20 protein-coding genes and 2 tRNA genes are annotated in these 21626 nt (G+C 64.3%); 13 read left to right on the top strand and 9 right to left on the bottom strand.

Translation table 11 applies throughout. From position 1 onward, the window contains the following. Window positions 1-61: 61 nt before the first annotated feature. The 13 genes from tpiA to eutC all read left to right on the top strand — a co-directional run bounded on the left by tpiA (window position 62) and on the right by eutC (window position 11857). The gene (gene tpiA / locus DOM45_RS01380; protein ID WP_110597719.1) at window positions 62-811 is read left to right on the top strand and encodes a triose-phosphate isomerase; all 750 of its coding nucleotides are present in this window, start codon (window positions 62-64) and stop codon (window positions 809-811) included. Window positions 812-815: 4 nt separating this feature from the next. Next, entirely contained in the window at window positions 816-1196 is a 381-nt protein-coding gene (secG, locus tag DOM45_RS01375) for a preprotein translocase subunit SecG (RefSeq protein WP_110597718.1), read from the top strand. An 84-nt stretch (window positions 1197-1280) separates the two neighbouring features. Further along, window positions 1281-1367 (top strand) — tRNA-Leu (locus DOM45_RS01370). Between the two features lie 134 nt (window positions 1368-1501). Beyond that, window positions 1502-1578, top strand: a tRNA-Met gene (locus DOM45_RS01365). A gap of 174 nt (window positions 1579-1752) precedes the next feature. Next, window positions 1753-2214 (top strand): ribosome maturation factor RimP, encoded by a 462-nt coding sequence (gene rimP, locus DOM45_RS01360; protein WP_110597717.1) that lies wholly within the window; start codon window positions 1753-1755, stop codon window positions 2212-2214. A gap of 84 nt (window positions 2215-2298) precedes the next feature. Then, the gene (nusA, locus tag DOM45_RS01355) at window positions 2299-3792 is read left to right on the top strand and encodes a transcription termination factor NusA (protein ID WP_110597716.1); all 1494 of its coding nucleotides are present in this window, start codon (window positions 2299-2301) and stop codon (window positions 3790-3792) included. Between the two features lie 27 nt (window positions 3793-3819). After that, window positions 3820-6351 carry a translation initiation factor IF-2 gene (gene infB, locus DOM45_RS01350; RefSeq protein WP_110597715.1) on the top strand — a complete coding sequence of 844 codons (2532 nt, stop codon included), beginning with the start codon at window positions 3820-3822 and terminating at the stop codon, window positions 6349-6351. Window positions 6352-6419: 68 nt separating this feature from the next. Next, window positions 6420-6875: a 30S ribosome-binding factor RbfA gene (gene rbfA, locus DOM45_RS01345; protein ID WP_110597714.1), complete on the top strand. Its 456-nt coding sequence runs from the start codon at window positions 6420-6422 to the stop codon at window positions 6873-6875. Next, the gene (gene truB, locus DOM45_RS01340) at window positions 6875-7834 is read left to right on the top strand and encodes a tRNA pseudouridine(55) synthase TruB (protein WP_110597713.1); all 960 of its coding nucleotides are present in this window, start codon (window positions 6875-6877) and stop codon (window positions 7832-7834) included. The genes rbfA and truB overlap by 1 nt, the downstream gene beginning before the upstream one ends. A 120-nt stretch (window positions 7835-7954) precedes the next feature. Beyond that, entirely contained in the window at window positions 7955-8224 is a 270-nt protein-coding gene (gene rpsO / locus DOM45_RS01335) for a 30S ribosomal protein S15 (protein WP_071230933.1), read from the top strand. A gap of 283 nt (window positions 8225-8507) precedes the next feature. After that, the gene (gene yiaK / locus DOM45_RS01330) at window positions 8508-9518 is read left to right on the top strand and encodes a 3-dehydro-L-gulonate 2-dehydrogenase (protein WP_110597712.1); all 1011 of its coding nucleotides are present in this window, start codon (window positions 8508-8510) and stop codon (window positions 9516-9518) included. Between the two features lie 111 nt (window positions 9519-9629). Continuing rightward, window positions 9630-11039 carry an ethanolamine ammonia-lyase subunit EutB gene (locus tag DOM45_RS01325; RefSeq protein WP_110597711.1) on the top strand — a complete coding sequence of 470 codons (1410 nt, stop codon included), beginning with the start codon at window positions 9630-9632 and terminating at the stop codon, window positions 11037-11039. Beyond that, entirely contained in the window at window positions 11036-11857 is an 822-nt protein-coding gene (eutC, locus tag DOM45_RS01320; RefSeq protein WP_110597710.1) for an ethanolamine ammonia-lyase subunit EutC, read from the top strand. Before DOM45_RS01325 ends, eutC begins: the two co-directional genes overlap by 4 nt. A 29-nt stretch (window positions 11858-11886) precedes the next feature. On the opposite strand, the gene DOM45_RS01315 is transcribed toward eutC, so the two are convergent. The 9 genes from DOM45_RS01315 to DOM45_RS01275 form a co-directional block, all read right to left on the bottom strand. Then, window positions 11887-12492 carry a helix-turn-helix domain-containing protein gene (locus tag DOM45_RS01315; RefSeq protein ID WP_110597709.1) on the bottom strand — a complete coding sequence of 202 codons (606 nt, stop codon included), beginning with the start codon at window positions 12490-12492 and terminating at the stop codon, window positions 11887-11889. A 146-nt stretch (window positions 12493-12638) separates the two neighbouring features. Then, the gene (locus DOM45_RS01310) at window positions 12639-13274 is read right to left on the bottom strand and encodes a response regulator (protein ID WP_110597830.1); all 636 of its coding nucleotides are present in this window, start codon (window positions 13272-13274) and stop codon (window positions 12639-12641) included. A gap of 2 nt (window positions 13275-13276) precedes the next feature. Further along, on the bottom strand, window positions 13277-16375 hold the full coding sequence (locus DOM45_RS01305) for a sensor histidine kinase (RefSeq protein ID WP_162302588.1): 3099 nt from the start codon (window positions 16373-16375) through the stop codon (window positions 13277-13279). 98 nt (window positions 16376-16473) lie between these two features. Further along, complete coding sequence (locus tag DOM45_RS01300) at window positions 16474-16941, bottom strand: alpha/beta fold hydrolase (protein ID WP_110597707.1); 468 nt, start codon at window positions 16939-16941, stop codon at window positions 16474-16476. 335 nt (window positions 16942-17276) lie between these two features. Next, window positions 17277-18098, bottom strand: a complete 822-nt coding sequence (locus DOM45_RS01295; protein ID WP_110597706.1) for an alpha/beta fold hydrolase — start codon at window positions 18096-18098, stop codon at window positions 17277-17279. A gap of 114 nt (window positions 18099-18212) precedes the next feature. After that, the gene (locus DOM45_RS01290) at window positions 18213-18917 is read right to left on the bottom strand and encodes a YoaK family protein (protein ID WP_110597705.1); all 705 of its coding nucleotides are present in this window, start codon (window positions 18915-18917) and stop codon (window positions 18213-18215) included. After that, window positions 18914-19378, bottom strand: a complete 465-nt coding sequence (locus tag DOM45_RS01285; RefSeq protein WP_110597704.1) for a DoxX family protein — start codon at window positions 19376-19378, stop codon at window positions 18914-18916. The genes DOM45_RS01290 and DOM45_RS01285 overlap by 4 nt, the downstream gene beginning before the upstream one ends. 1 nt (window position 19379) lies before the next feature. Beyond that, complete coding sequence (locus tag DOM45_RS01280; protein WP_110597703.1) at window positions 19380-21275, bottom strand: amidohydrolase; 1896 nt, start codon at window positions 21273-21275, stop codon at window positions 19380-19382. After that, on the bottom strand, window positions 21272-21598 hold the full coding sequence (locus DOM45_RS01275) for a XapX domain-containing protein (RefSeq protein WP_110597702.1): 327 nt from the start codon (window positions 21596-21598) through the stop codon (window positions 21272-21274). The genes DOM45_RS01280 and DOM45_RS01275 overlap by 4 nt, the downstream gene beginning before the upstream one ends. Between the last annotated feature and the right edge of the window lie 28 nt (window positions 21599-21626).

The raw sequence follows: 21626 nt of genomic DNA, 5'->3' as shown, positions 1-21626 counted from the left end.
AGCAATTGTTGTCTTGTTGTCAAGGCTCTTATACCATGTCGCTCCACCGATGGGAGGTAGCATGCGCAAGCCGCTGATCGCAGGTAACTGGAAGATGAACGGCTCGGCAGAATTGATCGAGACGTTCGGTCGAACGTTTGCCGGGATTGAGTTGTCGTCGCCGGTCGATGTGGTGATCCATCCCCCGTTTCCCTATCTCGATGCTGCGCGCAGCGCTTTTGCGGGCACGCCTCTCGCGCTGGGCGCCCAGACGCTGAACCCGCTGCCCTCCGGGGCCCGCACCGGCGAGGTGAGTGGCGAAATGCTCGCCGAGTTCGGCGTCGAGTATGTGCTGGCCGGCCACTCCGAGCGTCGCCAGCTCTATCACGAGAGTGACGAACAGGTTTACGAGCGGGTCATCGCTGCGCTCACCGTGGGGCTCAAGCCGATTCTCTGTGTGGGAGAGACCCTCGAGGAGCGCGACGCCGGCCAGTCCGAGGATGTCGTGCTGCGTCAGGTCGGTCATGTCATGGCCCGGCTCGAGCCCGGGCAGCGTCGAATGATGACGATTGCCTACGAGCCGGTCTGGGCGATCGGTACCGGGCGCACGGCCACGCCGGAGCAAGCCCAGCAGATGATGGCCGCGATTCGCGGCTATCAGGCGAGCTTCGACTCGGCGTTGGCCGATGCGCTACGCCTGCTGTATGGCGGTAGCATGAACGCGAGCAACGCACGGGAGTTGCTCGCCCAGGAAGATATCGACGGCGGCCTGATCGGCGGAGCTTCGCTCAAGGTCGACGATTTCAAAGCGATTTGTCAGTCAGCAGGTTGATTTCATGCAGATAGCAGTTTTGTTGTTACACGTCCTCGCCGCCATTGCGCTGGTGGTTCTGGTCCTGCTTCAGCAGGGCAAGGGCGCCGAAGCGGGCGCTGCATTCGGTGGCGGCTCCTCGCAGACGGTGTTCGGCTCTCGCGGCAGTGGCGGCTTCATGTCCAAGCTGACGGGCGGCCTGGCGGCGCTTTTCTTCGTGACCTCGCTGGGGCTGGCGTACTTCGCCGCCAATGCCGGCAGTGCGCCGCAGAGCGGTATTCCGGATGCTCAGGTGATCGAGCAGCAACATAATGGTGCGCCAACGCTTGACGATGGTGCCCAAAGCGGGAATAATGCTGCGCCAGCACTCGAGGAAGGTGGCGGTCAGGAATCGTCAAATCCTTGAGTGAAAAGGAAAATTCGCTGCCTTCGATGAAAGCTCCGAATGCAGCGAATTAAGTGTGGCGCCCAGGCGCTACACACCCCTGATGCCGAAGTGGTGGAATTGGTAGACACGCTATCTTGAGGGGGTAGTGACCTTACGGTCGTGCGGGTTCAAGTCCCGCCTTCGGCACCATCGTCAAGTTTTTCCGGTCTTTTCGACTTGAACCTCTGGGCGGTACTGATGAATTCTTGTTGCTGAGAATTCGGCGATATTGCGGCCCTCCTTGACCCATCTCGAGGCCGTTCCTATAATCGCCAACCTGATGTTGCGGGGTGGAGCAGTCTGGTAGCTCGTCGGGCTCATAACCCGAAGGTCGTCGGTTCAAATCCGGCCCCCGCTACCAAGTTTTTTGAAAGGCCCCTTCCTGAGAAGGGGCTTTTTGTTAGCAGCCTTGTCGATTTCAGCGCTCGTCGCCGTCGACGGCGCTGCCGACGTCAATGCCAGTCAGCCACCTAGCACCTTGCATTTCTCTCAACTCCCGGTCAGGTGCCTGATGCAACTGCTGTAGGAGTCGTTTGTGGTCACCAAGGACGCAGCACTGTATGCGATCATCGAACCTGTGGTCACCGCCATGGGTTTCGAATTGTGGGGCCTCGACTATCTGGCTCAGGGCAAGCATTCCAAGCTGATGATCTACATCGACAGCCCCGATGGAATCTCGGTCGATGATTGCGCGAGTGTCAGCCGTCAGGTCAGCGGCGTGCTGGATGTCGAAGATCCGATCTCGAGCAACTACAGCCTGGAAGTTTCCTCTCCAGGTCTCGATCGCCCGCTCTATACGCTCGATCATTTTTCGCGCTTCAGCGGTCACGTGGTGCAGCTCAAGCTACGCACCGCCTTCGATGGGCGTCGCAAGTTCCAGGGGCGCCTGGCCGGCATCGATGGCGACGAGGTGCTGCTGCACATCGATGGCGAAGAGTACTGCTTTCCCATCGAAAGCATCGATCAGGCTCGCGTCGTCCCGCAGTTCGACGACTGAATTCCATCACCTGTTGTTCGATGACTCAGTAATTCGAGACCAAGAATTCGAAACCAAGAACCGGTTTTTCGGCGAGGCATAGGCATGAGCAAAGAGATACTGCTGGTCGTTGACGCCATCTCCAACGAGAAGAGCGTGCCCCGAGACGTCATTTTCGAGGCTGTCGAGGCGGCACTGGCCAGCGCATCGCGCAAGCGCTTCGAGGGGCAGGACGTCAGCGTCCGCGTCCAGATTGATCGCCGCACCGGCGAGTACGATACTTTCCGTCGCTGGGTGGTGGTCGAAGACGAAGACTATCTCAGCGAAGATCGCGAGATTCCGCTCTCCGAAGCGGAGACGCGCGAGCCTCCCTTGGCCGTCGGCGATGTGGTCGAAGAGCAGGTGGAGTCGGTGGCCTTCGGCCGTATCGCCGCGCAGACCGCCAAGCAGGTGATCGTGCAGAAGGTGCGCGAGGCCGAACGCGCCCAGATCGTCAAGCAGTACTCCGAGCGGGAAGGCGAACTGGTCGCGGGCATCGTCAAGAAAACGACACGCGACGGGCTGATCATCGATCTCGGCGAGAACGCCGAGGGCTTCCTGCCCCGTGGCGAGATGATCCCCGGCGAGCGCTACCGCATGAACGAGCGTGTGCGCGCGCTGCTGTGGAAAGTCGATGCGGAGGCGCGTGGCTCCCAGCTGATCCTGTCGCGGACCAAGCCGGGCATGCTGGTCGAGCTGTTCAAGATCGAAGTGCCGGAGATCGCCGAGCAACTGATCGAGATTAAGGGCGCGGCTCGCGATCCCGGCGCGCGGGCCAAGATCGCGGTCAAGACCAACGACAGGCGAATCGATCCGGTCGGCGCCTGTGTCGGCATGCGCGGATCGCGCGTGCAGGCGGTATCCAACGAGCTGCGTAACGAGCGCGTGGATATCATTTTATGGGACGACAACCCCGCGCAACTGGTGATCAACGCCATGGCGCCGGCGGAAGTCGCCTCCATCCTCGTTGACGAGGACGCCCATTCGATGGACGTCGCCGTCGGCGAGGACAACCTCGCTCAGGCCATTGGTCGTAGCGGTCAGAACGTGAGGCTCGCCAGCGAGCTGACGGGCTGGACGCTCAACGTCATGACCATCGATGAAGCCGAGGGTAAACGCGAGCAGGAAGTCGACAGCCTGGTCGAATATTTCATCAACCATCTCGAGATCGACGAAGACGTCGCCCGCATCCTGGTCGAGGAAGGGTTCACGACGATCGAAGAACTGGCCTACGTGCCGGTCGAAGAGATGCTGGAGATCGAAGAGTTCGATGAGGATCTGGTCGAGGAACTTCGTGCAAGGGCCAAGGATGAGCTTCTCAACCTGGCCATCGCGTCGGAAGAGCAACTGGATGGCGCTCAGCCCGCCGAAGACCTTCTCACGATGGACGGCATGGACCGCCACCTGGCTTTCATTCTTGCCAGCCGTGGCATCGTCACCATGGAGGACCTCGCAGAACAGTCCATCGAGGATCTGAAGGATATCGACGACGTGGACGAGGAGCGCGCAGCGGCACTGATCATGACTGCCCGTGCGCCTTGGTTTCAGAGCGAAGAGTAACGTGGTCACGGGTTCAGGAGGGTCGTAATGTCAGACATGACCGTAAAAGAGTTTGCCGGCAAGGTGGGACGCGATGTGTCCCGCCTGCTTGAACAGATGAAGGATGCGGGTCTGCCGCATCAGAAGGAAAGCGACGCGGTCTCCGAAGAGGACAAGCAACGTCTCCTCGATCACCTGACCAAGAGTCATGGTGGTGGTGGCCGCGGCCCGCGCAATCGCATCACCTTGACACGCAATACCCGCAGCAAGATCCGTTCGGGCGAGCGTGGCAAGACCATCGAGGTGCAGGTGCGCAAGAAGCGCACCTACGTCAAGCGTGATGCGGAGCCGGTCGAGGAAGCGCCGGCCGAGGAAGCGGGTCCGCGTCAGCTCGTCGGCGACATGGCCGATCAGGCGCAGCAGCAGTCCGAGCAGGCTGCGGCGGCGGAAGCGGCCAGCGAGCCGACGGCGGATCTGACCGCCGGTCAGGAGAGCTCCAACAAGGCAGCGGCCCCCGCGCCCGAGCCTCAGGCACCGGGGGATGACATTCCCCAGGAGCCTCAGGTGGAAGACGAGGAGCCGACGTCCAACAGCCAGCCGTTCGTCGAGCCGCCGCCCAAGGAGCCGCGGACGGAGAACCGTCGCGCCCACCCGAAGAAGGACAAGGAGCGCGATCAGGGTCGTCGTGGCCGTCGTGACGACGATGACGACCGTTCCGAGCGGCGTCGCGGTGGTGGTGCCAAGAAGGTCAAGCGGGCCGAGCGTCGGGGTAGCCGTCGCGGTCGCGGCGACAACCAGCACGGGTTCCAGAAGCCGACCCAGCCGATCGTGCGTGAAGTCGCGCTGCCGGAGTCGATCAGCGTCGCGGAATTGGCGGACAAGATGTCGGTCAAGGCCAACGAAGTGATCAAGGCCATGTTCAACATGGGCGCGGCGGTGACCATCAACCAGACCATCGATCAGGACACTGCCGCGATCGTGGTCGAGGAGATGGGCCACAAGCCGAAGCTGGTCAAGGAAGATGCGCTCGAGACCGAAGTGCTCGAAGGCATCTCCTATGAAGGCGACGAGATCACCCGCTCGCCGGTCGTCACCGTCATGGGACACGTCGACCACGGCAAGACCTCGCTGCTCGACTTCATTCGTCGCACCAAGGTCGCGACCGGCGAGGCCGGCGGTATCACCCAGCACATCGGTGCCTACCACGTCGAAGGCGAACATGGTGGGGTCACCTTCCTGGATACGCCTGGCCACGCGGCCTTTACCGCCATGCGTGCTCGTGGTGCCCAGGCTACCGACGTCGTCATCCTGGTGGTTGCCGCCGACGATGGTGTCATGCCGCAGACGGTCGAGGCGGTAGAACACGCCAAGGCCGCCGGGGTGCAACTGGTCGTGGCGATCAACAAGATCGACAAGGAAGGCGCCGATCTCGACCGGATTCGCAACGAGCTCTCTCAGCACGGTGTGATCTCCGAGGAGTGGGGCGGCGATACCCAGTTCGTCTCGGTCTCCGCGAAGACCGGCGAAGGTATCGACCAACTGCTGGAATCGGTGCTGCTGGTTTCCGAAGTGCTCGAGCTCAAGGCCGTGCCGGAAGCACCGGGCAAAGGCGTCGTGGTCGAGTCTCGCCTCGACAAGGGCCGTGGCCCGGTAGCGACCGTGCTGGTCCAGAACGGCACGCTCAAGCGTGGCGACATCGTCCTCGCCGGCCTGCACTACGGTCGCGTGCGTGCGCTGACCAACGAACTCGGCAAGCAGGTCGAGTCGGTGGGTCCGTCGATGCCGGTGGAGATCCAGGGGCTCGACGGCACGCCGGAAGCCGGTGAAGACTTCATGGTGCTGACCGATGAGAAGAAGGCGCGTGAAATCGCCAACTTCCGTCAGGGCAAATACCGCGAAGTGCGTCTGGCGCGCCAGCAGAAGGCCAAGCTGGAGAACATGTTCAGCCAGATGGGTCAGGACGAGGTGGCCAAGGTCAACGTCGTGCTCAAGGCTGACGTCCAGGGCTCGCTGGAAGCGATCCGTGGCGCACTGGAAGAGCTCTCCACCGATGAAGTGCAGGTGGCGGTGGTCTCCTCCGGGGTTGGCGGCATCACCGGTACGGATGCCAACCTGGCACTGGCCAGTGAAGCGATTCTGGTCGGCTTCAACGTCCGTGCCGACGCCTCCGCGCGGGAGATCGTCGAGCGTGAAGGGCTGGATCTGCGCTACTACAGCGTCATCTACCAGCTGATCGACGAGGTCAAGCAGGCCATGAGCGGCATGCTGGCACCGGAGTGGAAGGAAGAGATCGTCGGTATCGCCGAGGTGCGCGACGTGTTCAAGGCGCCGAAGATCGGGGCGATCGCCGGCTGCATGGTCGTCGAGGGCTCCGTCCACCGCAACAAGAAGATCCGTGTCCTGCGCGACAACGTGGTCATCTACGAAGGCGAGCTGGAGTCCCTGCGTCGCTTCAAGGATGACGTCAACGAAGTGCGCAACGGCATGGAGTGCGGTATCGGCGTCAAGAACTACAACGACGTTCAGATTGGCGACAAGATCGAGGTCTTCGACCAGGTCAAGGTCGAGCGTACCCTGTAAGTGACAGGATCCCGCCGGCGCCTAGGTCTTTGAAGCAATAGGCGCCCGCGGAATCTCGAGAGGCAACGATGCGCGAATTCAAACGAACCGACCGGGTCGCCGACCAGCTGCAGCAGGAGCTGGCCGTGCTGATTCAGCGCGAGATCAAGGATCCGCGCCTGGGGATGGTCACGGTCAGCTCGGTCAAGGTCAGTCGGGATCTCGGTTACGCCGACATCTACATGACCTTGCTGGGCGAGAACGATCCGGCTCGGGTCAAGGAAAACCTGGCTGTGCTCAAGCGGGCCGCCGGTTTCCTGCGCTCGCAGATCGCGCGCCGCATCAAGCTTCGTCATGTACCCGAGCTGCGCTTTCACTATGACGAGAGTGTCGTGCGCGGGCACAAGCTGTCGGCGCTGATCGACGAGGCCGTTGCCAGCAACCGCCCGCAGGAGAGTGACGAGGCGGCGGCTGCGGATGGTGCGGGCCAGGACGACGAATCCCGGCAGGACGATACGCGGCACGGAGATGGAGAGTCCCGCTGATGGCACGGCGTCGCAAGGGGCTGCCCATCAACGGTGTGCTGCTGCTCGACAAGCCCAAGGGGGTGTCGAGCAATCACGCGCTGCAGCGCGCCCGGCGGTTGTTCCAGGCACGTAAGGCGGGCCATACCGGGACGCTGGACCCGATGGCGACCGGGTTGTTGCCGGTCTGCCTGGGCGAGGCGACCAAGTTCTCCGCTCACCTGCTCGAAGCCGACAAGGTCTATCGGACCCGAATCCAGTTCGGGGCCATGACCGACACCGGGGACGCCGAAGGTGAGGTGATCGCGCGCCAGGCGCTGCCCGCCACGCTGGATCGTGACGTCGTCGAAGCTGCGCTCGAGCGTTTCCGCGGTGAGATCGAGCAGGTCCCACCGATGTATTCGGCGCTCAAGCATCAGGGGCGCAAGCTCTACGAGCTGGCGCGTCAGGGTGAGACGGTAGCGCGTGCGCCGCGCCGCGTAACGATATATGATATGCGCCCGCTCGAATGGGAGCCCGATGGCGTCTGGCTGCAGGTTCGCTGCAGCAAGGGCACCTACATTCGGACCCTGGCCGAGGATATCGGCGCCGCGGTTGGGTTTGGCGCCCACATCACGGCGTTGGAACGGCTGGAAACCGGGCCCTTCGACAGCGAAAGGCGTTTATCCTTCGAGGCGCTCGAGGCGATGAGCGGCGAGGAACGGCTGGCGCAACTGCTCCCGGTCGACGTCATGCTCGAGCATCTGCCGACGCTCAGCGTGACGGAAACCGTGGCCCGGCGACTGCTGCTGGGGCAACGGGCGGCGGTGTCGGACACCGAGCTGGCGCCAGGCGCGACGGCAAGACTGTATCGCGACGAATCCTTTCTGGGATTGGTCGAATTGACCGCGCCGGGGGAAATCGCTCCCCGGCGTCTGGTCGACACGACAGCATTGGACTCGGATCCTGTCGAGTCGAGACAAGTCTCGACAGGCGGCTGAGGCCAAGCTGGCGGCATCGATTCGATGCACCCGTCCCCGTGACGGCCAAACGGGAGGCTGCAAATATGCGTGGTCTCCGATATTCATCATTCAGGCATATTGCTTGCTGGAGAGTTTTTCATGGCATTAACCGCTGAAAAGAAAGCCGAGATCGTCAAAGAGTTCGGTCAGGGCGAGAGCGACACCGGATCCCCGGAAGTCCAGGTTGCGCTGCTGAGCGCCAACATCGACGGCCTGCAGAGCCACTTCAAGGATCACAAGCAGGATCACCACTCTCGCCGTGGTCTGATCCGCATGGTCAACCAGCGCCGTAAGCTGCTGGACTACCTGAAGGGTAAGGACTTCGATCGCTATCAGTCGCTGATCAAGAAGCTCGGCCTGCGTCGCTGAGTCGCCCGGTCGCCGGCAACGGCGGCCCTGGTATCAGCGAAAGCCGGTGACGCCTCGTCATCGTCGAGAAAGCCCTGTCGATCCATCGGCAGGGCTTTTTTCATGCGCTCGATGCGGGTGATCCCGTCTCTCCACACCCCGGTGCCAGGGCTCGTCGCTCAGGCGATCGCCACTGCTGGAATACCGGCGATGGTCCATCCCCCACTAAAGGCGAATACGCAGGCGTGATCGCGGCCGCTATGGTCCCTGGATATATGTATGATGTATTACTAAAGGATATCCAATGGCGACGGTCGATTTCGCAACACTGCAAGCCACCCTGCACCGGGTCCTGCTCGAGGCGGGGCTAGGCCCCGACGACGCTGCGCTCTGTGCGCGTATTCACGCCGAGAGCACGCGGGACGGGGTGCACTCTCACGGGATCGGGCGCATTCCCCGCTTCGTCGACTACGTCCGCCGGGGTTGGGTCGACGTCGATGCCTCGCTGGAACCCGTAAAGCGACTCGGCGCCATCGAGGTGCTCGATGGCCACTTCGGCATCGGCATTCGTAATGCGATCCAGGCCACCGAACGGGGCATGGCCCTGGCGCGTGAGCACGGCATGGGGCTGGTCGCGCTGCGCGACACGACCCACTGGATGCGCGGAGGCAGCTACGGTTGGCACGCAGCCGAACAGGGCTTTGCGGCGATCATGTGGACCAATACGGAGTCGTGCATGCCGGCCTGGGGGGCCACCACCCAGTCGATCGGCAACAATCCTCTGGTCATGGCCGTTCCCCATCGCGACGGTCCGCTGGTGCTGGACATGGCGATGTCCCAATTCTCCTATGGCAAGCTGCAGACCACGCGACGCAAAGGCGAGCAGCTTCCCATCGACGGTGGCTTCGGTGCGGATGGCGAACTGACGCGGGATCCGGCGGCGATCGAGGCGACGCGTCGCCTTCTTCCGACCGGTTACTGGAAAGGGTCGGGACTGTCCATAATGCTTGACGCCCTGGCCGCGCTGCTGGCGCAGGGCCGACCGAGCCACGACATCGATCGGGTCGAACGCGGCAGCGGTGGCGGGAGTTGCCAGATATTCATGCTGTTCGACCCCGAGCAGCTCGGCGGACGAGCCGCCTGCGACGCCATCGTCGAGGGCATCCAGCATCATCTGGCGACCGCCACGTCCGATGAGTCAGGCCGGGCGGTGCGCTGGCCAGGGGCTTCGACCTGGCGCCAGCGTCGCAGCCAGGCGCCGCTGACGCTGGACGACGGCCTCTGGCAGGAGGTCCTGGCACTGGCGAGGAGCTAGGCGCAAGTACCGCGAAGGCGACGACATGCCGCTCGCAGGCGCTACGGCGTTTATGGCATAAACTGAAGGTCACTCTCCCTGTACGCGAACAACGACAACAGGTGTGATGCCATGAGTGAGCATGTTATCGATGTCGACGGCCGGCGGTACCGGTTCGACGGTCTTGGTGCGCTGCTGGCTGCCGCCACGCCGCACCGCTCCGGAGATGCCCTGGCCGGAATTGCGGCTGCCAGTGCCGAGGAGCGAGCCGTCGCCCAGATGGCGCTGGCGGAGCTGCCTCTCGCCACGTTCCTGGAAGAGCCGCTGATCCCCTACGAGGAGGACGAGATCACGCGGCTGATCCTCGATCGACATGATCGTGCCGCGTTCGCGCCGGTCGCCTCGCTGAGCGTCGGCGAATTCCGCAACTGGTTGCTCTCCGAACGCGCCGATGGCGAGTCGCTCGCACGGCTGGCCCCCGGCCTGACACCGGAGATGGTTGCGGCGGTCTCCAAGCTGATGCGGGTGCAGGATCTGGTGCTGGTGGGCCGCAAGTGCGAGGTCGTCACGCGCTTTCGCAATACCATCGGCCTGCCGGGCCGGCTGTCGACGCGGCTGCAGCCCAACCATCCCACCGACGACGCTTCCGGCATCGCGGCCAGCATTCTCGATGGCCTGCTCTACGCCAGTGGTGACGCCGTGATCGGCATCAATCCCGCCACCGACAACACCTCCACGGTGGTGACGCTGTTGAAGATGCTCGACGAGGTCATCTCCCGCTACGAAATCCCCACCCAGAGCTGCGTGCTGACCCATGTCACCACCGCGATCGAGGCGATCGAGCGCGGCGCGCCAACGGATCTGGTGTTCCAGTCGATCGCCGGCACCGAGGCGGCCAATCGCGGCTTCGGCATCGACCTGGCCCTGCTGCGGGAAGGGCGCGAAGCAGCACTGTCGTTGAAGCGCGGCCCCCTCGGCAACAACGTGATGTACTTCGAGACCGGTCAGGGCAGCGCGCTTTCCGCCAATGCCCATCACGGGCTCGACCAGCAGACGCTGGAAGCGCGCGCCTACGCGGTCGCGCGGGAGTTCGAGCCGCTGCTGGTCAACACCGTGGTCGGCTTCATCGGCCCCGAGTATCTGTTCGACGGCAAGCAGATCATCCGCGCCGGGCTGGAGGATCACTTCTGCGGCAAACTGCTCGGCGTGCCGATGGGCTGCGATGTCTGCTACACCAATCACGCCGAGGCCGACCAGGACGACATGGACATGCTGCTGACGCTGCTGGGTGCGGCGGGGTGCCACTACATCATGGGCATTCCCGGCTCCGACGACATTATGCTCAACTACCAGACCACGTCGTTCCATGACGCGCTCTACCTGCGCCAGGTGCTGGGACTGCGTCCGGCGCCGGAGTTCGAGCAGTGGCTGGAGCGCAGCGGCATCTACCGCCACGGTCAGGGCATCGCCTTTGACCGCGAGTTGCCGCCGCGTTTCCAGCATGTACTGGGATCGAGGGGCACTACGGAGCTGCCGTCATGAAGGAGGGACAACCGTCCGCGGCCGGTGAAGCGCTCACCGTCACCAACCCCTGGCAGCGACTGCGCGAGCTCACCGATGCCAGAATCGGCCTGGGGCGCGTCGGCGGCAGCCTGCCGACGTCGGCCCAGCTGGCCTTTCAGCTCGACCATGCCCGGGCCCGGGATGCCGTACACATGGCGCTGGATACCGAGCGCCTGATGCCAGAACTGGACCGTCGCTTTCCGCTGGCGCTGCGCCTGCACAGCCAAGCAGCCGACCGTGACGAATACCTGCGCCGGCCGGATCTCGGCCGACAACTCTCCGCAGACGCCGAGCAGGAGCTTGCCGCCATCACGTCCGAACCCTGCGATGTCTCGATCTGCGTGGTCGACGGCCTTTCCGCGCGGGCGATTCATGAACAGGCCATCCCGTTTCTCGACGCCGCGCTGCCGGAGATCGAACGGCTGGGGCTGTCGCTGGGGCCGGTGGCGCTGGTGGAGCAGGGCCGGGTCGCGATCGGTGACCCCATCGGCGAGGCGCTCAAGGCGCGCATGAGCATCGTCATGATCGGTGAACGGCCCGGACTCAGTTCGCCGGACAGCCTGGGGCTCTATTTTACCTGGGCGCCCCGGGCAGGCCGGCGCGACAGCGAGCGCAACTGCATCTCCAACATCCGCCCGCGAGGACTGAAGTATGCCAATGCCGCCAGGCTGCTGGCCTACCTGATGCGCGAGGCGCAGGCGCTGGACGCCTCCGGGGTCGCACTCAAGGACGACAGCGAAGGGGACTCCCAGCTCGGTGACGGTCGGGAGGGTAATTTCCTGCTGCTGCCTGAGTGACGCTGGCGGTCGAGTCCGGTCGACCTCGTTCAGGGAAGAAGGGCCTCGCAGACTGCCGAGGCTGGCGGCGTCGATGTCGTCGGTGCCATCGATGCCGGTGGCTGTACCGGGCCGTTGCCGAAGCGGCGTCGCCACTCACTGGGGCTGATACCGGTGACTCGACGAAACAGACGGGTGAAGTGAGGCTGATCGCAGAAGCCGCAGGCCAACGCGATCTCGGCCAGCGGAAGCTCTCGACGCTGCATCAGCGTTTGCGCCCGTTGGATGCGCAGGCGATGGATATAGTGGCATGGCGTTTCGCCGAAAGTCTTTTTGAACGCATGTGTGAAGTGACCGACGCTCAGCCGAACGATGGCGGCCAGGTCGGCAGCACGTATCGTATCGTGGAGATGGGTCTCGATGTGGAGGGTCAAGCGTTGGGTCTGCCAGCCCGCGAGCTTGGCTGGCGCGGTGTTGTCCGGGAGTCGTTCTCTCAGCAGCGTCACGACCCGAGAAAGCCCCAGTTGCTCGGAGAGCGATTCGTCGTCAAGGGTGTAGGTTGCCTGGGTCAGGAGAGACAGCGCGATGACCATCCTGTCCGTCTGCATTTCATGATGGGGCGGGTAAACGGCCGGTCCTTGGCGAGGGTCTGCCATGTTCGAGCTCCTCTGCTGCGACGTCAGAGCACCGATGATCGGTCACGGTCGTCGACACCATAAGCCCCTTTGGTAGGGGCGATGCCTCCCTTGAAAGAGGTAGTGGCAGCGTCTTTCTACCACTCGTTATCCAGGCCACCCTTCCCCTATGCCATATCGATGATGCCGCGCCGCAGGGCAATAGCGACGGCATGCGTGCGGTTGCTGGCATCGAGTTTGGCGATCAGATTCTTGACATGGGCCTTGATCGTTTCCTCGGTGAGCCCGAGCTGGCGTGCGATCGCCTTGTTGGACTGCCCTTGCGCGATGCAGCGCAAGACCTCGACCTCGCGCCGGCTGAGCGGCTCGGCGCCGAGATGGCATGCCAGGTCGGCGGCGATCTCGGCGGGGAAGTGGGGCTTGCCCTGCGCGAGCGTTCTGATGGTCTCGACGAGCGACTTACGCAGCGTGCTTTTCAACAGATAGCCAGTGGCGCCGGCCTGAATGGCGTGCAGAACGCGGACATCTCCCTGATAGGTGGTCAGGATGGCGATACGCGCCGCGGGGAATTCGTCGCGAATGGCGCGAATGGCGGCGATGCCGTCCAGTTCGGGCATTTGCAGATCCATCAGCGTGACGTCGGGCTGTAGATGACGATAGCGATCGACGGCCTCGACGCCGTTGCTGGCTTCCCCGATCAGCTCGATATCCGGTTGCCCCGCGATCACGGCAGCGATGCCTTCCCTCAACAGCGGATGATCGTCGGCGATCAGTACCCGAATGGGCCCATGGCGCTGCTGCATGCTCAGGCTCTCCCCAATCGCCATCGGCGCCATGACCGGGCTTGGCTTCGATAGGCCTCCGCTGCCGGCACCGACAGGCGGACCGTGGTCCCGACGCCAGCCCGGCTATCGATCGTCAGCCTCCCTCGGAGCTGTCGGGCGCGTTCCTGCATGCCGGACAGCCCCCAGTGTTCAGGGCGGCCCGAAGACGTCAAATAATGGCCGGGAATCCCCATGCCGTCGTCGCTGACAGACAAGCGTAAGCCCTCCTTCTCATAGCTGAGCGTTGTGGTGACTTGCGTGGCCCCGGCATGGCGAAGCGCGTTGCTCAGCGCCTGATGGCCGATCCAGTACACTTCGTTGTCGACCTGGGCATGCAAGCGCCTGGGGTGGCCCCGGGTGACGACCCGGCAAGTGACGCTGTGGGCGGAGGGCCACTCCAGCGGCACCCGGGACAAGCGCGCGACGAGACTGTCGCGGGTCGAGGCGCGGCGCAGAGAGATCACGCGTTCACGACCTTCGTCGATGACTTCGTCGGCACGCTCGAGGGCCCGGGTCATTGCCTGACGAGCCGGATCCTCGGCGGGCATTCTGTCGGCAGCGGCCTGAAAATGCAGCACCAGCGCCTGGATGCTCTGCAATAGCGTGTCATGCAGTTCGCGGGCGATACGGTCGCGTTCGGCGTGGCGCGCCTCGAGCCGAGCGCGCAGATAAAACGCCGCCTGGCGCATCCGATAACGATAGAAGGCCCACAGCGCGGTGACCATCGTCAGCAGGCACAGCCCGCGGAAGAGCCAGGTTTGATAAAAGGCGGGGGCGACGTGCAGCGTCACGCTCGCAAACTGGGGGTGCCAGATGCCGTTGCTGCCCGCGGCCGCGACGTCGAAGCGGTAATCGCCGGCGCCCAGCTGGGTGTAGATGGCCTGACGACGACTGCCGACATCCTGCCAATCGGCATCATAGCCGTTCAGGCGAAACCGGAAGTGGACACTGTCGGGACGGGCCAGGTCGATCGCGGTGTAGTCGATCACGACACGCCTGGGTCGACTGGAGAGCGAAATCCGGGCAGCCGGGGGGTAGGTGCTGGCATCTGCCGAGACCGCCGTGATCCGGGGCTCGGGCGGTGGCGATCGATCCTGGCTCCGATGCGGGTCGATCGAGACCACGCCGGTGACAGTGGCGAACCATAGACGACCGTCCAGACCCCGGATGGCGCTGGGCACTGGATGGATACGAAAAGCATCGTTGGGAAGATCGCCATCCCCTTCGTAGCGGTCAAAGCGAACACGATAGCCAGGATCGTCGAGCACTCGAGCGACTTCCGCCGCCGGAACCCGCAGGATGCCGGATTGCGTGTGTAGCCATAGATCCCCCGATAGGAAAGGGGCCAGTGGCGGCAGCGCGGTGCGATGTTCGCTCGCGTTATCCGGTCGGGTTTCGATGATCGCATGAATGCCGGTGAACGGCTCCCCCCTGGCGATGGCATGGAAGCGTTCGCCATCGAACAGGGCAACGCCGTTGGTGCCCGCGACCCACAGAGATTGGGATGACGGGGCGAGCGCCGTCACATTGCCGACATCCAGACCCTCCGGCGGCCCCCATTGTCGAACACCATCCTCGCCTCGTCTGACCAGTAGGTCGTCCCGGTAGCCGAACCAGACCCGGCCCCGGGCATCGCTGGCAGCGCTGACCGGCATGGTCTGACTCGGGCGACTCGTCGGCGGGCGCGTGGGCTGCCAGGTTCCGTCTTGCCACCGGAACAGCCCCAGCCGGTTGATCGAGACCCACAGAGCACCACTTCCATCTCGGGCCATGGCGCGCACGCTCGCTTCAGCATGGGCGGCCGGCGGCAACGCGGTGAGATGGCTCAGCACACCTCGATGCGCTCGCCACAGACCGTTCGGACCGCCCAGCCACACGTCGCCCCCGGCATCGCTGAAAGCGCTGGTGATGGGCGGCGGTACGTCGGTCGCCAGCCACTCTCCTGTCGATTGGCGCATGACCGGGCGATTGCTGGAGCCTGCCCACAACGTGCCGGACGCATCCGTGGCCAACGCGACATTGCGGGTGCCGTCGGGCAGTGTCGCTGGCGTGAGGGTCGCCACTCGAAAGCGGTCCAGGCCCGCGCTGGTGCCGACCCAGATATTGCCCGCGCCGTCCTCGAAGACGGGCTCGACATCGTCGGCGCTAAGACCATCGAGATGGACATAGCGTTGAAGTGCATCGCCAGGCGGATCGGCGTCGGTCGACGAGACGTCGTGCGCGGGCAATCGCAGCAGGCCATCGCCCTGGCTACCGATCCACAGGTTGCCGTCGCGATCCGCGGCCAGGCCCAGAGAAACGACATCGATGGATGGCGAAGCCTTGCCATCAGGCAGAACGGGGCGCACGCGGCCGGGATAGAGTTCGGCGATCCACAAGGTGCCGTCGCGGGTCTGGGTCATCTGACTGATCCAGCCCACCGGCTGGTCGACAGCGAGGAATCGACGATGACCGCGGGGCAGGTAGAAAAGCCGGTTTTCGCTGGCGGCCCAGAGCGTGCCGTCCCGGTCGACGAAGACCGAGCGAGCGTTGTGGCCGGGGAAGCCCTGGTCGACCGAGACGGTATGCCAGCGATTGCCGTCGAAGCGCGCCAGACCATCGTTGGCGGCAGCCCAGACGTTGCCGTCGTGATCCTGCGCCAGCCCATAGACGGCGCCACTGGGGAACTCCGCGCCTGGCGCGTAGTCGGTGAGCTCGCCGTTGCGAATCAGGCTGATCCCCCCACGTCGAAGACCTACCCAGAGCCCGCCATCGGGAAGCGCCAGCAGGGACGACACGGTCCCCACGGTTTTTCCCGCCAGCGAGACATAACGCTCGAAGGTATTGCCGTCGAATCGAAACAGCGAGTAGTGCGTGCCCAGCCACAGGTAGCCATCCGGGGTTTGGGCGATAGCACCGACCTGGCCAGGCCCGCCCGCATCGGCGGTCCCGCTCCAGCTGCGGTGGTGAAGCTGCTGGAGCGCGAGGTTCGGATCCAGGGCCAGCGCCTTGGGCGGCATCAGCAGCCAGACCCACCATAGCCAGAGAAGGATCGACCGACGGCGCGGCGCGTGCAGCCAGAGCGGTGACGTAGGTTTCATGCCGACCTTCCTACGGCGATGCGCCGGCGTCGTATTCGCCGGTCGAGTTGGAGGGACACCCGGGTGTCCGATACTACACCCAGCCTCCGTCTTTGGCGTCATTCGGGGTCTAGCACCCAGTCGAGCGTGGCGTCGGCGACGGCTTCCCAGCCGGGTTCGACGATCAGCCAGTCACCGTGATGGGGGAACGCCCGCAGCGCGGTGATGGCCATCGAGCGGCGATGGCGTCGGTAGCAGGCGGCGACGCTGGCACTCGATACCCGGCGACTCTTCCCCGCGCTGATCAGCAGCAGTGGTCCCCGCTCGTCGTTGGCGTAGTCGATGGCGGTGCCGATGCCCAGCGTGACGTCGAGCAGCAGCCGGCGTGGCATCACGGTCGACGGCGGGGGCACGTCGCCCGCCCCCAGCGTTGGCGCAGGGGGCGGCAACGGGAACAGCGACTTCCAGTGGCCCCGGCGCGGTATCGGGCACAGCGCGATACCGGCAGCGCCCAGGCCGCGATCCAGCAGCAGCTGGATGACAAGACCGCCGAAACCGTGGCCGACCAGCAGGGGGGGAAACGACATCGACCCGATCCAGTCGGCGTAGTGATCGACGACGCTCTTGATCGACGGTCCGGACCCTGGGGTCGAGGATACGGTCCCTGGCGTCGTTGCAAGCCATGGCCAGGCGGGTGCCTGACAAAGATAGTCACAGGCGCCGTAGCGGCTGACGAAGAGGTTCCAACAGGCGGGCGTCTGGCCAATATCGTGGATGAAAACGACGGTCCGCTTCACGTCGGAATCGCCCGGTGACTGCGCATGATGCGAGGCTTCGCCCCTCGTTTTGGTGGGTCGCGCCGAGAGTGAGCATCGGTGCCAGTGGGGAGTCGAGTCCGGCGCCTGGCGGCGCCGGCCAGTTGTCAGGAGCGGGCGAACGCGAGCAGATCGGCGTTGAGCTGGTCCTTGTGGGTGTCCGCCAGCGCGTGACTGCCACCCTCGTAGACCGTCAATCGGGCGTCGGGGACCAGTTCCACACTCAGGCGAGCTGCGCCCGCGATGGGCACGATCTGATCGTCGTCGCCGTGAATGATCAGCGTCGGAATGTCGAAGGCTCTCAGATCGTCGGTGAAGTCGGTCTCCGAGAACGCCTTGATGCAGTCGTACTCGTTCTTCAGGCCGCCCATCATGCCCTGCTGCCAGAAGGCATCGCGCATGCCCTGGCTGACCTCGGACCCGTCGCGGTTTGCGCCGAAGAACGGTGTGGTCAGGTCCTGGAAGAACTGCGAACGGTCCTTGGCCACGCCCTCGCGGATGCCGTCGAAGACCGCCATCGGCAGACCGTTGGGGTTGTTGGGGCTTTCCACCATGATGGGGGGCACCGCGCCCACCAGCACTGCCTTGGCGAGGCGCCGGGTCCCGTGGCGTCCGATGTAGCGCGCGACTTCGCCGCCGCCGGTGGAGTGGCCGATCAGAATCGCATCCTGCAGATCCAGCGATTCGATCAGTTCGGCCAGATCGTCGGCGTAGGTATCCATCTCGTTGCCGTGCCACGGTTGGCTGGAACGACCGTGGCCACGACGGTCGTGGGCGATACAGCGAAAGCCCTGTTCGGCCAGGAACATCATCTGACTCTCCCAGGCATCGGCGCACAACGGCCAGCCGTGGCTGAAGACGATAGGCTGACCGCTCCCCCAATCCTTGTAGTAGATGGCGGTGCCATCGCGGGTCGTGATCGTTGTCATCGGAAGCACTCCTCTTACAGTGTCGGGTTGTCGTAACGTCGGACTGGAACTTCCAGTCCGGTGGTGCCCGGTGGCCTTGCCACCGGGAAGGGAGTGACATGGGAGCGTATCGCGCTAGCGTTCAACGCCCGCCCCGGCGGATTCGTCTCGCGCCAATGGACGTCGACGCCAGGCGATCAGCGTCATCGCGGCGAGCAGCGCCACGGGCAGTAGCAGCGCGATGAACAGCATCTCGCGATAGGCCACGGCACCGGCGATGGCGCCGAGCCCGAATGCCGCCACTGCCGGCAGGGTCCTGGACAGGCGCCCCCTGGCCGCCTGCCGGACTTCCTGGGAGCAGCGCCGTCCGATCAGTTCGATGATATCGAGCACGGCCTGGGTCACGTTTCCGGTCATCACGGTGTTGGGAACGCCGACTCGCACGATCAGACGACTGTGGGCGTTCTGTATGCCCATTGCCATGGCGCCGGTCATGCCGCAGAGGATCACGCTGATATTTTCGGGGTCGACCACCGGTGAGAGGCGAATGCCCGTCAGACAGAAGGCGAGCAGCAATACCGTCTGAGTACCATATAGCACACTGGGCGCCAGAGGCCGCGGTAGCCACCTGACCAGGAAGCTGCTCAGCACGACGCCGATCACGAAGGCAGGAAACGCCATCAGCTTGATGAGCGCACCCTCGGCGAAGCCACCGGCCTGTGCCCCGATCAGCACGAAGTTGCCGGTCACGTGGGCGGTGAAAAGCCCGAAGAGGGCAACGAAGCCCAGCGTATCGACGTAGCCCGCGATGCCGGCGAGTACGGTGTCTTCATGCTTCATGATGTTTCCCTCGACGACTTCTCCGGCAGTGGCGCGTCGACGAATGGCGTGTCGCAGAGCCGCGTCACGAGAATGAGCGCGGAGATCAGCCCGAGATGCTCGAAGAAACCGTTCATCGCCACGAAGCGGGCTTGGCCGGTAAGGTTCCAGAAATCGTTGGCGACCAGCATTGCCACCAGCGTCAGACAGCCGAGCGCACCGGCACCGAGCCATGTCCAGCGGTTGAAGATGAGGCTCAGCGAACCGGTCAGTTCGATGACGACCGCTAGCGTTGCCCACAGCCCGGCGGGGTGAAGGCCGAAATGGGCCTGCTCCTGTATGGCAGCCTCGAAGTGCCAGAGTTTATCGAGACCGCCGACCAGGTAGGCAGAAGCCAGTCCGGTCCGAGCCAGCCTCAGGATGCCGGGCTGACTCACCAGGGCCGCGACCCAGCGCGGGTTACGCGTGCTCCTCAGGTTCACCTCACACCGCCCAGCAGGCGCAGCCGAGCGCGCCCCAGAAGGCCTTCAGGTCCGAGGCCGGGGCCTGACTGGCCCAGGCACGCGCATGATCGTGGCCATGCACGGCGCAACCCGTACCGCATCCACAGGTGGAGGCGGAGACACGCATCATCGGGGGCGGGTTGGTGGCCATCTCGGCCTCTCTCCAGCCGCCGTAGCCACCGTAACGATTCACTGGCGACCAGTCCGGCATGGCCGGCGGCGGCGCGTCGTCCAATCCTGCGAAATCGGCGGCAGCATAGACCACGCGTCCCCCGACCACCGTGAGATGCGAGCTGGTATGGGCGATCTCGTCTTCGGCGCAGGCAAAGAAATCCCGATCCGGAACGATCAGGTCGGCCAGCTGACCCTCGACGATCCGGCCCTTGTTGCCCTCCTCGTTGGAAAACCAGGCGACGTTCTCGGTCCACATCCGCAACGCGGTATCGCGATCCAGACAGTGGTGTCGCGGATGGAGGCGCAGGCCGCCAACGGTCTTGCCGGTTACCAGCCAGGCCAGCGATACCCAAGGGTTGTAGGAGGCGACCCGTGTGGCATCGGTACCGGCAGAGATGCGCACGCCCATCTCGAGCATCCTGGCGATCGGCGGTGTCGCCTCGGCGGCCTTGGCGCCATAGCGTTCGACGAAGTATTCGCCCTGGTACGCCATGCGGTGTTGCACGGCGACGCCGCCGCCCAGCGCCGCGATCCGTTCCATGGAACGCTCGGAGATGGTTTCGGCGTGATCGAAGAACCAGTGAATGCCATCCAGCGGTGTCTCCTCGTTGACCTTCTCGAAGGCGTCCAGGGCACGGCTGATGGTCTCGTCGTAGGTGGCGTGCAGACGCCATGGCCAGCGGTTCTGGACGAGGACTCGGATCACTTCCTCCAGCTCGCCTTCCATCTCCGCCGGCATCTCGGGGCGCGGCTGGCGAAAATTCTCGAAGTCGGCGGCGGAATAGACCAGCATCTCGCCGGCGCCGTTGTGGCGGAAGTAATCGTCGCCCTGCTTGTAGCGCGTCGAGCGTGTCCAGTTCAGGAAGTCCTGCTTCTCCTCCTTGGGCTTCTGCGTGAACAGGTTGTACGCCAGGCGTATCGTCAACTGACCGTCGTCCGCCAGCTTCTGAATCACGGCATAGTCGTCGGGGTAGTTCTGGAAGCCGCCACCGGCATCGATCACGCTGGTCACCCCGAGCCGGTTCAGGTCGCGCATGAAGTGGCGTGTCGAATTGAGCTGGTAGTCGAACGGCAGCTTGGGACCCTTGGCCAGCGTCGCGTAGAGAATGGTGGCGTTGGGCTTCGCCAGCAGCAGACCGGTGGGGTTGCCGCTGGCGTCGCGCTGGATCTCGCCACCCGGAGGATTGGGCGTCTCCCGGGTATAGCCGACGGCACGTAGTGCGGCGGCATTGAGCAGGGCGCGATCGTAGAGATGCAGGATGAATACCGGGGTATCCGGTGCCACCGCGTTGAGCTCCTCCAGCGTGGGCAGGCGCTTCTCGACGAACTGGTTTTCGGTGAAGCCGCCGACGACGCGGACCCACTGCGGCGGTGGCGTGATCGCGACCTGCTGCTTGAGCATCCGCATGGCATCAAACAGGGACGGCACGCCGTCCCAGCGCAACTCCATGTTGAAGTTCAAGCCGCCGCGGATGACGTGGATATGGTTGTCGATCAGCCCGGGGAGTACCGGTTTGCCACCGAGATCGATGACCTGCGTACTGGCGTCCGCCAGGGCCATGACGTCGCTGACGGAACCCACCTTCGAAAACCGGCCGCTCTGGATGGCGACGGCTTCCGCCCGTGGCTGCGAGGGGTTGAGCGTGGTGAACCGGCCATTGACCAGGATCAGATCCGGCGATGCGTTGACGGTGCGATTCATGAGCGGGGATCCTCGGGATCGAGCGGGCGAGTGGCCGGGTCGCCGGGAGTGCGGCAGTCGGGGGACGGATTCGAAGAGGCCCCGTTGTTCCGCCCCGGCAGCACGCCAAGAATGTGATTGCTGCAATCGGCCCTGTGCCAGGCCGATGTCAGCGAGGTGCCGCCCAGGACGTGCTTGGCGACCGGAATCACCTGCTCGCCGCAGAGCATGCCCAGCAGGCCCAGAAGCGCCACCAGCGGTGGCGCCGGTGAACGTACCTGGAGCAGACTGTAGAGGATGCCGACCAGCACGCCGGCACCGATGGAGAGCAGGTAGAGCTTCATGGCTGCGTGCGCCTTTCAGGACGATGGG

It is taken from the genome of Salinicola lusitanus (assembly GCF_003206045.1).
Lineage (GTDB): Bacteria > Pseudomonadota > Gammaproteobacteria > Pseudomonadales > Halomonadaceae > Salinicola > Salinicola lusitanus.
This window is presented reverse-complemented; position numbering and strand designations above follow the sequence as displayed.